Raw genomic sequence first — 14802 nt, 5'->3', positions numbered from 1 at the left:
CCAGAGGAAGGGGGTGCTCACGGGCTGGGGTCGATCATGCCGGGCGGGCCGGTGACCGGACAAGCCGCTCCGGGTGAACGTCCGAGGGGCGCCGCCCGGTTCCGTCGGGTGTACGGGCGGGTGGCCGCCGGAACAGCGGGCGGGGTCGCCCCCGGAACAATTGTGCGCCCGGACTCCTGCCGATCGACCAGAATGGACCGGTGCACTACGGCATCCTCGGGACCACCACGGCCCACCACGACGACGGCACGCCGGTCCCGCTCGGCGGTGCCCGGCTGCGGGCGCTGCTCACCGCGCTCGCCCTGCGGCAGGGCCGGCCCGTCCCGGCCGACCTGCTGGTGGACGAGGTGTGGGAGGCCGAGCCGCCGCAGGACTCCTCCGCGGCGCTGCAGACCCTGGTCGGCCGGCTGCGCCGCACCATCGGCCGGGAGCGGATCGGCTCCGGACCGGCCGGGTACTGGCTGACCGGCCCGGCCACCGACCTGGCCGACTTCCAGCGGCTGAGCGCCGACGGCCGCCGCGCCCTCGACGCCGGCGACCACGCGCTGGCCGCCGACCGGCTCCGCGCCGCGCTGGCGCTGTGGCGCGGCCCCGCCCTGGCCGACCTGCCCGACCGGGCCGGCCCGGCCGCCCGGCTGGAGGCCCAGCGGGACGAGGCCCGCCGGCACCGGATCACCGCCGACCTCGGACTCGGGCGGGCCGCCGACCTGGTCGCCGAGCTGGCCGAGTTGTGCGAACACCAGCCGCTGGACGAGCCCCTGCAGCTGCTGATGCTGCGGGCCCTGCACGAGAGCGGCCGCACGGCCGAGGCGCTGCGCCACTACGAGCGCACCAGGCGTGCCCTGGCGGACGAGCTCGGTGCCGATCCCGGCCGACAACTCCAGGCGTTCCACGCCGAGTTGCTCAGGTCCACCGAGCCGCAGGCGGCGCCGGAACCCGCGGAGCCGGGGGTGAAGCCCGAGCCGGCGCCGCCGGTCGCCGCCGGCCCGGCCACCCCCGCCCCCCACCTCCCGCGCGCCGTAGGGAACCTGCGCGGCCGGCTGACCAGCTTCGTCGGCCGGGAGGACGATCTCGCCACCCTGCGCCGCCTCCTGGTGGCGGACCGCCGGCTGGTCACCCTGACCGGCCCCGGCGGCTCCGGCAAGACCCGGCTGTCGGTCGAGGCCGGCCGCGCCGAGCAGTCCACCGGGCACTGGCCGGACGGCGTCTGGCTGGCCGAACTCGCCCCGCTGGAGAGTCCGGAGGCCGTCCCCGCCGCCGTGGTCTCCGCGCTCGGCATGCGCGAGCTCGTGCTGCACAGCAAGAGCATGGTCGCCGAGGTGATCGAGAAGCGCGCCGAGGATCCGGTGCGCCGGCTGGTCGAACACTGCGCCCACCGCCGGATGCTGCTCGTCCTCGACAACTGCGAGCACCTGGTGCAGGCCGCAGCCGACCTGGTCGACACCCTGCTCGCCGAATGCCCCGGGCTGACCGTGCTCGCCACCAGCCGCGAGCCGCTCGGCGTGCCCGGCGAGACGGTGCTGCCGGTCGAGCCGCTGCCCGATCCGGTGGCCGTGCGCCTGTTCACCGAGCGCGCCGCCGCCGCCCGTCCCGGCTTCGACCCGCGGAGCGACCCGCAGGCCTGCACCGAGATCTGCCGTCGCCTGGACGGCCTGCCGCTGGCCATCGAACTGGCCGCCGCCCGGCTGCGGGTGATGACGGCCCGTCAGATCGCCGACCGCCTGGACGGCCGGTTCGCGCTGCTCACCGCGGGAAGCCGCACCCTGCTGCCGCGTCAGCAGACCCTGCGCGCGGTGGTCGACTGGAGCTGGGACCTCCTGGGCAAGCGGGAACGGGCGGTACTGCGCCGGCTCTCGGTGTTCGCGGGCGGCTGGCAGCTGGAGGACGCCGAGGCGGTCTGCGCCGACGGCACCGAGGTGGTCGGCGCGGAGGTCGCCGACCTGCTGCTCTCCCTGGTCGACAAGTCCCTGCTGGTGGCCGACCTGGCCGACGACGGCGGCCAGCCGCGCTACCGGATGCTGGAGACCATCCACGAGTACGCCACCGAGCGCCTCGCCGAGTCCCCCGCCGAGCGCGACGCCACCGAGGCCCGCCACCTGGCGCACTTCCGCGCGCTGGTGGCCACCGCGGACCTGAACATCCACGGCCCCCGGCAACTGCACTGGCTGGCCGTGCTGGAGCGGGAGCAGGACAACATCCGGACCGCGCTGCGCCGCGCGATCGACCTCGCGGACGAGGAGCAGGCGCTGGTCCTCGCCCTCGGGATGGGCTGGTACTGGTCGGTGCGCGGCTACAGCATGGAGGCGCGCGGCTGGTTCACCGCGATCGCGGCGCTCGGCCCGGACCCGTTCCGCCCGGACGCCCCGCCGCCGGTGCCGCTGGAGCGCAACGTGCTGGCGTACGGCCTGCCGATGCCCGAGGGCGTGGTCGAGGAGGCCCGCCGGCTGGTCGCGATATTCCGGCTGATCGGGCTGTTCGAGGGGAACCTGGACGTGCTCGGCAACCCGGAGGCGGTCAGGGTCGCCGAACGACTGCTGGACGTCTACACCGAGGATCTGCCGCAGTCCTACCGGTTCCCGGCGCTGATGCGGGTGTTCAGCGCCTTCCTGGCCGGCCGCCTGGAGCTGATGAAGGACCTGATGGACGACGCCGTCCGCGGCTGCGAGCGGCACGGCGGCGCCAACGACCTGGCGTTCGCCCTGCAGGTCCGGGCCAGGATGCTGAACGACTGGCCGGAGGGCGAGGAGCAGAGCCTGCGGGACGGCCGGCGCTCCCTGGAGCTGTTCGAGCAGGCCGGGGACCTCTGGGGGGTGTCCCAGGCGCTGTCGGCCTGGGGCGAGTCGCTGGCCAACCGGGGCGACACCGAGGGCGCCGCCGCCGCGTACGAGCGGGCGATCGGACTGGCCGAGGAACTGGGCGCGCCGCACGAGGTGCCGATGCTGAAGGTGAACCTCGGCAGTGTCCTGCTGGAGCGGGACATGGAACGCGGTGAGCGGGTCGTCCGGGAGGCGCTGGCGGCCATCGACTCCCCGGCGCTCAACCAGGCCACCACCGGTGCCGTGCTGATCGGCCACCTGACGCTCTGTGGCCTGCAGGCCCACCGCGGTGACTACCAGGAGGCCCTGGCCGGGCTGGACGAGCTCGACGCGATCACCGAGGGCGGGTTCGTGCCGGGCATCGTCAGCGGGCTGCTGCTCAGCACCCGCGGCTGGGTGACGGCCCGGTCCGGTGAGCCCGAGCAGGGTCTCGCCCTGATGCGCGAGGGCCGCCGCCGGCTGGTGGAGATGACGGCCGCGAGCGGTTTCGCCGAGCAGATGACGGTCATGGTGGTGCCCGCCGTGGTCGGCGTGCTGCGCGCCTTCGCGGAGCGGGACGGGGACCTGGAGCGCGCCCGGCGGGCGGCGGTGCTGCTCGGGGCGCACAAGGGGCTGAGCGGCCCGAAGGGCGGCTTCCTGGAACGGGTGGAGCGCGAACGGTCGGCCGTCGCGCTGCGGGCGCTGCTGGGGGACGAGGCCTACGAGGCGGCCCACGCGGTCGGCGCGGAGATGACCAGGGAACAGATCCAGGCCGTGCTCTCGGAGTTGCTCGACTAGCCGTCGGATCGCGGCTTCGGGCCGGTCGGCCGGTGCCCGTCCCCTGGTCACCGCCCGACCGGCCCGTACCCCGGCCGGCGTCCTGTCCCTGGCCGTCGGCCGGCCCCACCCCGGCTCGCTCAGGTCCGCTTGCGGAAGCGGGCCACCGCGAGCGGGGCGAAGACCGCGGTCGAGACGGCGGACCAGATCAGCACGATCATCACCGGGTGGGCCACCGCCCCCTCGCCGTTGAGCAGTCCGCGGGAGGCGTCGGCCAGCGCGGACAGCGGGTTGACCTTGGTGAAGGACTGCAGCCAGCCCGGCATGGTGTCGGTCGGCGCGAAGATCGAGCTGCCGAACTGCATCGGCATCAGGACCAGCATGGAGACGCCCTGGACGGCCTGGGCGCTGCGCAGCGACATGCCCAGCAGCATCGAGATCCAGACGATCGACATGCCGAACATCAGCGACAGGCCGACCGCGGCCAGCAGCTCAGGCAGGCCGGTCTTCAGCTCGAAGCCGAGGACGAACGCGAAGCCCAGCAGGATCGCGGAGGAGAGCAGCGCCCGCAGCGACTCCGCCGCGAGCTTGGACAGCAGCACCGAGGCCCGTCCGATCGGCAGGGTGCGGAAGCGGTCCATCACCCCGGTCTGGAAGTCGCTGTTCAGGCCGGTGCCGACGGCCAGCGCCAGCGTCATGCCGGTCTGCCCGAGCAGACCGGGGACCAGGCGTTGGACGTAGGCGTCCTGACCGCCCGCGATCGCGCCGCCGAAGACGTAGACGAACAGCAGGGTGAAGACGATCGGCATCAGCACGGCGTCGAACATCGACTCCGGGTCGGCCTTGATCCGCATCAGGTTGCGGCGGGTCAGCGCGCCGATGTGGCGCAGGGTGCCGGCCAGCCCGATCCGGGTGTCGGCCCCGGAGTCGACCCGGGCAGGGGTGAGCGTGGCGGTGGTCATGCGACGGGCTCCTTGACGAGGACGTCGGCGGGCGCGGTGGCCGCGTCGGCGGTGGGCTTGCCGGTGATGGCGAGGAAGACCTCGTCCAGGCTGGGCACCTTGGTGTCGATGGCGGCGATGGCGAAGCCGCGTCCGCCGAGCACCCCGATCACGGCGGTGAGCTGCTCCTCGTCGACCAGCGGCACCGCGAGCAGTCCGTCGTCGGGGGAGATGGTGGCGGAGGCGATCCCGCTCTCGTGCAGGCAGCGGGCCATCTCCGGCAGTTCGGCCGGGTGGGCGGGGCGGACCTGGAGGATCTGGCCGCCGACCTTGGCCTTGAGCTCGGTGACGCCGCCGTTGGCGATCACCTTGCCCCGGTCGATGACGGTCAGTTCGTCGGCGAGCTGCTCGGCCTCCTCCATGTACTGGGTGGTCAGCAGCACGGTGCTGCCCTCGGCGACCATCCGCTGCACCTCGTCCCAGACCTCGTTGCGGGTGCGCGGGTCCAGGCCGGTGGTGGGCTCGTCCAGGTAGAGCACCCGGGGGCGGCCCATCATGCTGGCGGCCAGGTCGAGGCGGCGGCGCATGCCGCCGGAGTAGGTCTTGGCGGTCCGCTTGGCGGCCTCGGTGAGCGAGAAGCGCTCCAGCAGTTCGGCGGCCCGGGCCTTGGCCTCGCGGCTGGAGAGGTCGAGCAGCCGGCCGATCAGGTAGAGGTTCTCGTAGCCGGAGAGCAGCTCGTCCACGGAGGCGTACTGGCCGGTCAGGCCGATGGTGCGGCGCAGTTGCTTGGGCTGGCGCAGGACGTCGTAGCCGCCGACGAACGCGCTGCCGGCGTCCGGCTTGATCAGCGTGGAGAGGACGCGGACCAGCGTGGTCTTCCCGGCGCCGTTGGGACCGAGCAGGGCGAGGACGGTGCCCTCGCGGACGGTGAGGTCCACGCCGTCGAGGGCCTTGGTGGTGCCGTAGTGCTTGACGATGCCGTGCACCTCGACGGCGTTCCCGGCTGCTCCCCGCGTGTTCGGGGCGGTGGCGATTCCTGTCATGCCCCCAGGTTGTCCGCCCCGGCTGTCAGCTCCCTGTCGCCCGCCCGCCACCGCTGTCAGCCCGCTGTCACCGCCCGTCCGGACATGACAGCGGCCCCGCTCCCACCGGGGAACGGGGCCGCTGTCCGCTCACTCGCGGGCGGTGGCGGGCGTCAGTGGAAGCTGTGCTCCGCCGCCGGGAAGGCGCCGGTGCGGACGTCGGCCGCGAACTCGCGGGCGGCCTCGCCGAGGACGCCGCGCAGGTCGGCGTACTTCTTGACGAACTTGGGCACCCGGCCGGCCGTCATGCCGGCCATGTCGGTCCAGACCAGCACCTGGGCGTCGGTCTCCGGGCCGCCGCCGATGCCGACGGTCGGGATCGCCAGCTGCTCGGTGACCTGGGCGGCGAGTTCGGCCGGGACGGCCTCCAGCACCACCGAGAAGGCGCCGGCCTGCTGCACGGCCTTGGCGTCGCGCAGCAGCTGGTGGGCCGCCTCGTCGCCGCGGCCCTGGACCGGGTAGCCGCCGAAGGCGTGCACCGACTGCGGGGTGAGGCCGATGTGGGCCATCACCGGGATGCCGGCCTCGACCAGCAGCTCGATCGAGCGGGCGCTGCGCTCGCCGCCCTCCAGCTTGACCGCGCCGACCCCGGCCTCCTTCATCAGCCGGGCCGCGTTGCGCATGGCCTGCGCGGGCGACTCCTGGTAGGAGCCGAAGGGCAGGTCGGCGACGATCATGGCGCGCTGGGTGCCGCGGACGACGGCGGCGGAGAGCATCACCATCTGATCCATGGTCACCGGCACGGTGGTCTCGTAGCCGAGGTGGCAGTTGCCGGCCGAGTCGCCGACCAGCAGGACGGGGATCCCGGCCTCGTCGAACACGCCCGCGGTGAGGGCGTCGTAGGCGGTGAGCATCGCCCACTTCTCGCCGCGCTGCTTGGCGGCGGCGAGGTCGCGGACGGTGACGCGGCGGTTGGTGACCCCGCCGTAGAGGGTGGCGTTCGCCGCCTGGTTCTGGGCAGGCGAAGGCGAAGAAGCGTTCATCGAACGGACTCCTGAAGGGTTGTCGTCTCGTGGCGCCGTACGGCGTCCCCGGATCACCTCCATGCTTGCACGCCCCGGCGTGAGCGCAAAGAGGGGTGCCGTCGGCGGGGTGCGATCCACGCCACACCGGCCCCGGCGCGCGCGCCGGGCTTTGCCGCATCGTTACGAAACGGGCTCGTCTCGTATCGTATTGCGCGCTACTCTGTTCCGGGGGGTTACGAGACGTCCGCGACTCGCAAATGCCCGCCAGTGCCACGCCAACACGGACGGGAAGACCAATGACCACCGCAGCCGCGCCACCCCGTGTGCCGGAAGCCATCCACCGCAGGCGCTGGGCGATCCTGTGCACCCTGGTGCTCGCCCTGCTCGTCGTCGTGCTCGACAACTCGATCCTCAACGTCGCGATGAAGACCATCGCGACCCCCGCCCCGGTCGGACTGGGCGCCACCCAGAGCGACCTGGAATGGGCGATCAACTCCTACACCCTGGTGTTCGCCGGGCTGCTCTTCACCTCGGGCCTGCTCGGCGACCGCTTCGGCCGCAAGCTCGCGCTGCTGACCGGCATGGTGGTCTTCGGCATCGCCTCGCTGCTGTCCTCGATGTCCGGTTCGCCGGGTGAACTCATCGGCTACCGCGGCCTGATGGGCGTCGGCGCCGCGCTCGCGATGCCCGCCACGCTGGCGATCATCATGAACGTCTTCGAGCGCGAGGAGCAGCCCAAGGCGATCGGCATCTGGGCCGGCGCGGTCGGTCTGGCCATCGCCATCGGCCCGATCACCGGCGGCCTGCTGATCGAGCACTTCTGGTGGGGCTCGGTCTTCCTGATCAACGTCCCGATCGTGATCGTCGCGGTGATCGCGATGGCGATCCTGGTGCCCGAGTCCAAGGACCCCAACCCGGGCGCGCTCGACCCGGTCGGCGTGCTGCTGTCGATCATCGGCCTGGTCGCGCTGATCTACGGCATCATCAAGGGCGGCGAGCTGGCCGACTTCACCGCCTTCGCCGCCTGGGGGCCGACCCTGCTCGGCGTGGTCGCGCTGGCCGCGTTCGTCGTCTACGAGCGCCGCATCCCGTTCCCCGCGCTGGACGTCACCTGGTTCCGCAACAAGGTGTTCAGCGCCTCCGTGGTCGTGGTCGGCGTGATCTTCTTCGCGCTGATGGGCGTCTCCTTCTTCGGCGTCTTCTACATCCAGAGCGTGCGCGGCTACAGCGCGCTCCAGGCCGGTCTGCTGATGCTGCCGCTGGCCGTCGCCCAGCTGCTGTTCGCCCCCCGGGCCCGGCTGGTGGTCGAGCGCCTCGGCGTCGCCGCCACCGCCGCGGGCGGCATGGTGCTGGTCGCGCTCGGCTTCGTCGGCTACACCGTGCTGACCGCGACCAGCCCGATCTGGGTGCTGATCGTGCTCGGTCTGGTGATGGGGACGGGCATGGCGCACGTCATGCCGCCGGTCACCGTCGCGATCATGGGCTCGCTGCCCCGCGAGAAGGCCGGCGCCGGCTCGGCCGTCAACAACACCTTCCGCCAGGTCGGCGGCTCGCTCGGGGTCGCGGTGCTCGGCGCGGTGCTCTCCACCGTCTACCGCGACGGGATGTCCGACACCCTCACCCACCTGCCCGAGGGGCTGCGCGACAAGGCGGGCGAGTCGCTGGAGGCCACCCTGGCCATCGCCGACCGGCTCCCCAACGGCGCGGGCAAGGCGCTGGTCGCCCCGGCGAACGACGCCTTCATCCACGCCATGCACGTGGTGGCCTCGCTGTCCGTCGGCATCTCGCTGGTCGGCGCGCTGGTCGCCTGGTTCCTGCTGCCGCGCCGCGCCGCGGCCCCGGCCGGCCCGGGCGGTCCCGGTGGCCGTGGCCCCGAGCAGCAGGACCGGGCCCGGGAGGCCGCGACCGCGGAGGCGTGACCCCGCGGCCGGCCGACCCGCGGGCCCGACCCGCGGAGGCCGCCCACGGGCGCCGACCAGCGGGTCGACCGACCTGCGAGTCGACTGAGCGACAATGGCCCTGCCGACCGGTGCGTCCGGTCGGCAGGGCCTCGGTCCAGGGTGGGGGGCGACCCCGCCCGTGGGCCGGATCGACCGACACACCACGGCGCCCGCGGGCCCGGGACCCAGCGAGGGAGAGACAGCCGGGATGAGGACGGACACGCCGAGCGCCGACACCGGGCAGCCCTGCGCGGCGGTACGCCGCGGCCGGCCCCGCAGCGAGGCCGCCGAGCAGGCCATCTTCACCGCCGTCGAGGACCTGATGGCGGACGGCAACACGCTGTCCGAGCTCACCATCGAGGGCATCGCCACCGCCGCCGGCGTCGGCAAGGCCACCATCTACCGGCGCTGGCCCAACAAGGAGGCCCTGCTGGTCGACGTCGTCAGCCGACTGGAGGAACCGATCCCGGCCCCCACCGGCGGCGGCGCCCGCGAGGACCTGATCGCGATGGTCGACTACATCCGCCGCCGCGGCCTCGCCAAGCGCACCCGCTGGGTGCTCAAGGCGGCGCTCGGGCAGATGCAGACCCTGCCCGAGCTGTACACCGCCTACCGGGAGCGGGTGATCAGGCCGCGCCGGGAGGTCGGACTGCACCTGATCCGCCAGGCCGTCGCCGAGGGCGTGATCCGCGACGACCTCGACGTGGAACTGCTCGGCGACCTGCTGATGGGGCCGATCCTCTACCGCAGCATCCTGTCGGAGGACTCCGACCTGGAGGACCCGGAGCTGTCCCGCAGACTGGTCGACTCCGTCCTGGACGGCGTCGCGCCGCGCTAGTCGTCCGTCGTCCCGGACTCCCGCCGCGCGCCGGAGCGCACGCTTCGTGCCCGACGTGGCCTGGCTCACCAAACCGGGCCACGCCGGAACCCGGTCCCGGGGGCGTGCGTCTGTCCCGGCATAGGCTGAGCCGGGTATCCGATCAAACCGGCACCAGTCCGGCGCCGCGCCCGTACGCCCACGGACCGGACACCGGACCGGCGACGGCACGAGCGACGGGAGCCACGCATGGCGCAGGCGGACAGCACCGAGCGGACCGCGGTCCCCGGGGGTGCGGGCGCGCCCGCCGACCGGACCGGCGGCTTCCTCGGCCTGCGGCACTGGGGCCGGGACGCCCGTGGCAGCAGCACCTGGCGGCGCGGACTGGTGATCGCCCTGCTGGCCCTGCTCACCGCCGTGCTGCTGGCCTTCCACGCCGAGGTGCCGAACAGCGTCGGCAACCTCGGCAGCCTGCTGGAGACCTTCCTGCCCTGGGTCGGCCTGGCCGTTCCGGTGCTGCTGGTGCCCGCCCTGCTGCGCCGCTCCGCCACCGCCCTGCTCGCCCTGCTGGTGCCCGCGGTGCTGTGGGCCAACCTGTTCGGCGGGCTGGTGTCCGACAAGAGCGGCGGCAAGGGCGACTGGACGGTGGTCAGCCACAACGTCGAGGCGGGGAACACCGACGTGCCGGCCACCGTCCGCGGCCTGGTGGCCTCGGACGCCCAGATCGTGGCCCTGCAGGAGCTGGCCGGGAACCAGCTGCGCTCGTACGAGACCGGGCTCGCCGGGGCGTACCCGTACCACACGGTCGAGGGGACGGTCGGGCTCTGGTCGAAGTACCCGATCAGCGATGTCTCCCCGGTCGACCTGAAGATCGGCTGGACCAGGGCCTTCCGGGCCCGGGTCGCCACCCCGCAGGGCCCGGTCGCGGTGTACGTCGCGCACCTGCCGTCCGTCCGGCTCAAGGCCGAGAGCGGCTTCACCGTCCACCAGCGGGACGTCAGCGCGCAGGCGCTCGGCGACGCCGTCCAGGCCGAGCCGGTGAAGAAGGTCCTGCTGCTCGGCGACCTCAACGGCACCATGAACGACCGCAGCCTGGCGCCGGTCACCTCGCAGATGCGCTCGGCCCAGGGCGCCGCCGGGGACGGCTTCGGCTTCAGCTGGCCCGCGGCGTTCCCGATGGCGCGGATCGACCAGATCATGAGCAAGGGCGGCCTCAAGCCGGTGGACTCCCGCACCCTGCCCCGGGACGGCAGCGACCACCTCGCGGTGGCCGCCACCTACCGGTACTCGGCGTAGGTCAGCCGCGCCGCCAGCGGTTGGTGATCGGCAGGCGGCGGTCCCGGCCGAAGTTCTTCACCGAGATCTTCGGGCCCGGCGGGTACTGGCGCCGCTTGTACTCGGCGGTGTCGACCAGCCGGACCACCCGGTCGACGACCGCCGGGTCGAAGCCGGCCGCGACGATCGCGTCCCGGCCCTCGTCGCCCTCGATGTAACGGTCCAGCACGCTGTCCAGCAGGTCGTAGTCCGGCAGCGAGTCGGTGTCCACCTGGTCCGGCCGCAGTTCGGCGGACGGCGGCTTGCTGATGGTGTTCTCCGGGATCGGCGGCACCTCGCCGCGCCGTTCCGCCTCCTCGTTGCGCCAGCGGGCGAGGCGGAAGACCAGCGACTTGTAGACGTCCTTGATCGGGCCGTACGCGCCCACCGAGTCGCCGTACAGGGTCGAGTAGCCGACCGCCAGCTCGCTCTTGTTGCCGGGCGCGAGCACGATGTGCCCCTCCTGGTTGGAGATCGCCATCAGCAGGGTGCCGCGCAGCCGGGACTGCAGGTTCTCCTCGGCCAGCCCGGTCAGTTCGGTGGCGCCCAGGTAGGCGTCGAACATCGGGGCGATGGAGACGGTCCGGAAGTGCAGCCCGGTGCGGCGGGCCAGTTCGGCCGCGTCGTCCCGGGAGTGCTGGGAGGAGTAGCGGCTCGGCAGCGAGACGCAGTGCACGTTCCCGGCGCCGACCGCGTCCACCGCGATCGCGGCCACCAGCGCCGAGTCGATGCCGCCGGAGAGGCCGATCAGTACCGACCGGAAGCCGTTCTTCTCGACGTACGCCCGGGTGCCGGAGACCAGCGCGGCCCAGATCTCCGCCTCGTCGGACAGCCGCGGCGCGATCCCGGCGGTGAGCCTGTCGGCGGGGGCCGGTGACGGTTCGTCACCCAGCTCGGTGCGGACGAGGTGCAGCCCGTCGCTCAGCAGCAGGCCGTCGGTGTGGTCGCTGCTCGCGGCCGGCAGGTCGAGGTCCAGGACCAGCAGGTGCTCCTCGAACTGCGGGGAGCGGGCCAGCACCCGGCCTTCCGCGTCGACCACGATCGAGTCGCCGTCGAAGACCAGCTCGTCCTGGCCGCCGACCATGTTGACGTACGCCAGGGCGCAGCCCGCCTCGACCGCGCGGCGGCGCACCAGTTCCAGCCGCTGGTCGTCCTTGTTCCGCTCGTACGGCGAGCCGTTGACCACCAGCAGCAGCCCGGCGCCGGCCTCCCGGGCGGCGGTGACCCGCCCGCCGTCCTGCCAGATGTCCTCGCAGATCGCCAGCGCGACGTCCACCCCGTGCAGCCGCAGCACCGGCAGCTGGTCGCCGGGGACGAACCAGCGGAACTCGTCGAAGACGCCGTAGTTGGGCAGGTGGTGCTTGGCGAAGCGGGTGACCACCTCGCCCCGGTGCAGCACCGCGGCGCAGTTCTGGGGTGACCCGGCGGGCCGGCCGAAGCGTGGCGAGGCGTGCTCGGAGCGCCCGAGGTAGCCGACCACCACCGGCACCTCGCCCAGCCCGTCGGCGGCCAGCCGGCCGGCCAGCTCGACCAGGGCGCCGCGCGAGGCCTCGACGAAGGAGTGGCGCAGTGCGAGGTCCTCGACCGGGTAGCCGGTCAGGACCATTTCGGGGAACGCGACCAGCTGGGCGCCGGCCTCCACGGCCTGCTTCGTCCAGCGCACCACCTCGTCGCCGTTGCGGGCGAGGTCACCGACCCAGGGGTCGATCTGGCACAGGGCGACACGGAGATTGGGCATGTCTCGAAGTGTAATCGTCTAACTGACGCAATGTGCTGCGAGGGCGAGGCCCGAGGGGGTCGGCCCTGCCGTGGCGCCCGGTGATCGGCCATGATGGGGGCAGTCGCTCCGCGGGGGTCCCTCGGGGTCCTCCCGGGCGTAACACGAGCGTAAAGAGCAGAGGTGAGACTGTCCCCATGGGCAAGCAGCAGCAGTTCGTGCTTCGGACGCTCGAAGAGCGTGACATCCGGTTCGTCCGGCTGTGGTTCACCGATGTGCTCGGGTTCCTCAAGTCGGTCGCGGTGGCGCCGGCCGAGTTGGAGCAGGCCTTCGAGGAGGGCATCGGGTTCGACGGCTCGGCGATCGAGGGATTCGCCCGGGTGTACGAGTCCGACATGATCGCCAAGCCGGATCCGACCACCTTCCAGATCCTGCCGTGGCGCTCGGAGACCCCGGGCACCGCGCGGATGTTCTGCGACATCCTGATGCCGGACGGCTCGCCCTCCTACGCCGACCCCCGGTTCGTCCTCAAGCGCACCCTGGAGAAGGCCTCCGACCTGGGCTTCACCTTCTACACCCACCCCGAGATCGAGTTCTTCCTGCTGAAGAACCTGCCCGGCGACGGCACCGCGCCGATCCCGGCCGACCAGTCCGGCTACTTCGACCACACCCCGCGCGGGGTGGGCCACGACTTCCGCCGCCAGGCGATCACCATGCTGGAGTCGATGGGCATCTCGGTCGAGTTCTCGCACCACGAGGGCGCCCCCGGCCAGCAGGAGATCGACCTGCGCTACGCCGACGCGCTGTCCACCGCCGACAACATCATGACCTTCCGGCTGGTCATGAAGGAGGTCGCGCTGGAGCAGGGCGTGCACGCGAGCTTCATGCCCAAGCCGTTCTCCGAGCACCCCGGCAGCGGCATGCACACCCACGTCTCGCTGTTCGAGGGCGACCGCAACGCCTTCCACGAGTCCGGCGCCGAGTACCAGCTCTCCAAGGTCGGCAGGTCGTTCATCGCCGGCCTGCTGCGGCACGCCGCCGAGACGGCCGCCGTCACCAACCAGTGGGTGAACTCCTACAAGCGCATCTGGGGCGGCTCCCAGCGCACCGCCGGCGCCGGCGGCGAGGCCCCCTCCTACATCTGCTGGGGCCACAACAACCGCTCGGCGCTGATCCGGGTGCCGATGTACAAGCCGGGCAAGCAGGGCTCCACCCGGATCGAGGTCCGCTCGCTGGACACCGGCTGCAACCCGTACCTCGCCTACGCCGTCACCCTCGCGGCCGGCCTCAAGGGCATCGAGGAGGGCTACGAGCTCCCGCCGGGCGCCGACGACGACGTGTGGGCGCTGTCCGACTCCGAGCGCCGCGCCCTCGGCATCCAGCCGATGCCGCAGAACCTCGGCGAGGCCATCGACCTGATGCAGCGCAGCGAACTGGTCGCGGAGACCCTGGGCGAGCACGTCTTCGACTTCTTCCTGCGCAACAAGCGCCAGGAGTGGGAGGAGTACCGCTCCGAGGTGACCCCGTTCGAGCTGCGGAAGAACCTCCAGGTGCTCTGAGGGACTGCCGAGGGAGGCCCGCCCGGCGACGGTCGCCGGGCGGGCCTCCTCGCCTTCCAGGCGGCCCGGCACTACTGCGTTCGGGGGACGGGCGTCGCCCCGGAGTGTGTCCGCTTGCGGTCGGGCGGGGCGGGGCGCTGGAGTGGCGGCCGGTTCGGTGGCGGCGACGGGAGCCCGGGATGGCGCGGGAACGGGGCGTGGTGGTGCGGGCGGTGGCCCGGTGGGTCGGGGACGGGCTGTTGACGTTCGGTCTGCTGGTGGCGCTCTTCGCGGTGTACGTGCTCTGGTGGAGCAACGTGGTCTCGGACCGGGCGGCGGACCGGGCCGCCGGGCGGCTGCGCGACAGCTGGTCGGTCGCCGCGCCGCCGGCTGCGGACGCGGACTCCCCGGTGGCCGGGCTGGGCCGGGGTGACCTCGGTTTCCTGCACGTGCCCGCGATGGGCCGGGACTACCAGGTGCTGATCAGGTCCGGTACGGATGAGGAGACCCTGGCGGACGGGGTGGCCGGTGCGTACACCGTGCCGTACCGCGCGGTCCCGCCCTGGGAGGGCGAGGGCAACTTCGCCCTCGCGGCGCACCGCGACGGCCACGGCGCGAAGTTCCACGACCTGGACCAGGTCGGCCCGGGCGACGCCGTGGTGGTCGAGACCAGGAACCGGTGGTACGTCTACCGGGTCGACGGCGTCCTGCCGGAGACCTCCCCGGACGACGTGGGCGTGATCGCGCCCGTCCCCACCGGTTCGCCGTACCGTTCGCCGGGGCGCTACATCACGCTGACGACGTGCACCCCGGAGTACACGTCGCTGTACCGGCTGGTGGTGTGGGGGAGCCTGGTCCGGGAGGAGGCGATGGCGCCCGGGCGGGTGCCGCCGGCGGAACTGCGCTGAGCGGCGCC

At 73.0% G+C, this 14802-nt stretch carries 10 protein-coding genes; 6 read left to right on the top strand and 4 right to left on the bottom strand.

Annotation, left to right across the window (positions count from 1 at the left end; all coding sequences use genetic code 11):
- Positions 1–200: 200 nt before the first annotated feature.
- A complete protein-coding gene (locus tag ACZ6Z8_RS06695) occupies positions 201–3593 on the top strand; it encodes an AfsR/SARP family transcriptional regulator (protein ID WP_465606974.1) in 3393 nt (1130 codons plus the stop codon).
- A 119-nt stretch (positions 3594–3712) separates the two neighbouring features.
- Here ACZ6Z8_RS06695 and ACZ6Z8_RS06690 read toward each other — a convergent pair whose 3' ends face one another.
- The 3 genes from ACZ6Z8_RS06690 to panB form a co-directional block, all read right to left on the bottom strand.
- Positions 3713–4534, bottom strand: coding sequence for an ABC transporter permease (locus ACZ6Z8_RS06690; RefSeq protein ID WP_465606972.1), 822 nt, complete (start codon positions 4532–4534; stop codon positions 3713–3715).
- Complete coding sequence (locus ACZ6Z8_RS06685) at positions 4531–5556, bottom strand: ATP-binding cassette domain-containing protein (RefSeq protein ID WP_465606970.1); 1026 nt, start codon at positions 5554–5556, stop codon at positions 4531–4533. Before ACZ6Z8_RS06685 ends, ACZ6Z8_RS06690 begins: the two co-directional genes overlap by 4 nt.
- 152 nt (positions 5557–5708) lie before the next feature.
- Positions 5709–6578 carry a 3-methyl-2-oxobutanoate hydroxymethyltransferase gene (gene panB, locus ACZ6Z8_RS06680; RefSeq protein WP_391489652.1) on the bottom strand — a complete coding sequence of 290 codons (870 nt, stop codon included), beginning with the start codon at positions 6576–6578 and terminating at the stop codon, positions 5709–5711.
- Between the two features lie 278 nt (positions 6579–6856).
- Here panB and ACZ6Z8_RS06675 point away from each other — a divergent pair, with 278 nt between their 5' ends.
- From ACZ6Z8_RS06675 to ACZ6Z8_RS06665, 3 genes are all read left to right on the top strand, one after another.
- A complete protein-coding gene (locus tag ACZ6Z8_RS06675; RefSeq protein ID WP_465606967.1) occupies positions 6857–8479 on the top strand; it encodes a DHA2 family efflux MFS transporter permease subunit in 1623 nt (540 codons plus the stop codon).
- Between the two features lie 229 nt (positions 8480–8708).
- Positions 8709–9338 carry a TetR/AcrR family transcriptional regulator gene (locus tag ACZ6Z8_RS06670; RefSeq protein WP_465606965.1) on the top strand — a complete coding sequence of 210 codons (630 nt, stop codon included), beginning with the start codon at positions 8709–8711 and terminating at the stop codon, positions 9336–9338.
- A gap of 228 nt (positions 9339–9566) precedes the next feature.
- Positions 9567–10613: an endonuclease/exonuclease/phosphatase family protein gene (locus ACZ6Z8_RS06665; RefSeq protein WP_465606963.1), complete on the top strand. Its 1047-nt coding sequence runs from the start codon at positions 9567–9569 to the stop codon at positions 10611–10613.
- Position 10614: 1 nt separating this feature from the next.
- Here the strand turns inward: ACZ6Z8_RS06665 and ACZ6Z8_RS06660 are convergent, their stop codons facing one another.
- Positions 10615–12369, bottom strand: a complete 1755-nt coding sequence (locus tag ACZ6Z8_RS06660) for an NAD+ synthase (RefSeq protein WP_465606961.1) — start codon at positions 12367–12369, stop codon at positions 10615–10617.
- 176 nt (positions 12370–12545) lie between these two features.
- Here ACZ6Z8_RS06660 and glnA point away from each other — a divergent pair, with 176 nt between their 5' ends.
- Positions 12546–13907: a type I glutamate--ammonia ligase gene (glnA, locus tag ACZ6Z8_RS06655; RefSeq protein ID WP_380419757.1), complete on the top strand. Its 1362-nt coding sequence runs from the start codon at positions 12546–12548 to the stop codon at positions 13905–13907.
- 179 nt (positions 13908–14086) lie between these two features.
- Complete coding sequence (locus tag ACZ6Z8_RS06650) at positions 14087–14794, top strand: class E sortase (protein WP_465606959.1); 708 nt, start codon at positions 14087–14089, stop codon at positions 14792–14794.
- Positions 14795–14802 lie beyond the last annotated feature (8 nt).

This window comes from Kitasatospora sp. NPDC101108 (assembly GCF_055584725.1).
The sequence above is the reverse complement of the archived record's forward strand: the minus strand, read 5'-3'. Positions and strand labels throughout refer to the sequence as shown.

Excerpts from the sequence above, each read along its gene's own strand:
- ACZ6Z8_RS06690 (WP_465606972.1), bottom strand. The coding sequence starts at position 4,534 with ATGACCACCGCCACGCTCACCCCTGCCCGGGTCGACTCCGGGGCCGAC.
- ACZ6Z8_RS06685 (WP_465606970.1), bottom strand. The coding sequence starts at position 5,556 with ATGACAGGAATCGCCACCGCCCCGAACACGCGGGGAGCAGCCGGGAAC.
- panB (WP_391489652.1), bottom strand. The coding sequence starts at position 6,578 with ATGAACGCTTCTTCGCCTTCGCCTGCCCAGAACCAGGCGGCGAACGCC.
- ACZ6Z8_RS06675 (WP_465606967.1), top strand. The coding sequence starts at position 6,857 with ATGACCACCGCAGCCGCGCCACCCCGTGTGCCGGAAGCCATCCACCGC.
- ACZ6Z8_RS06670 (WP_465606965.1), top strand. The coding sequence starts at position 8,709 with ATGAGGACGGACACGCCGAGCGCCGACACCGGGCAGCCCTGCGCGGCG.
- ACZ6Z8_RS06665 (WP_465606963.1), top strand. The coding sequence starts at position 9,567 with ATGGCGCAGGCGGACAGCACCGAGCGGACCGCGGTCCCCGGGGGTGCG.
- ACZ6Z8_RS06660 (WP_465606961.1), bottom strand. The coding sequence starts at position 12,369 with ATGCCCAATCTCCGTGTCGCCCTGTGCCAGATCGACCCCTGGGTCGGT.
- glnA (WP_380419757.1), top strand. The coding sequence starts at position 12,546 with ATGGGCAAGCAGCAGCAGTTCGTGCTTCGGACGCTCGAAGAGCGTGAC.
- ACZ6Z8_RS06650 (WP_465606959.1), top strand. The coding sequence starts at position 14,087 with ATGGCGCGGGAACGGGGCGTGGTGGTGCGGGCGGTGGCCCGGTGGGTC.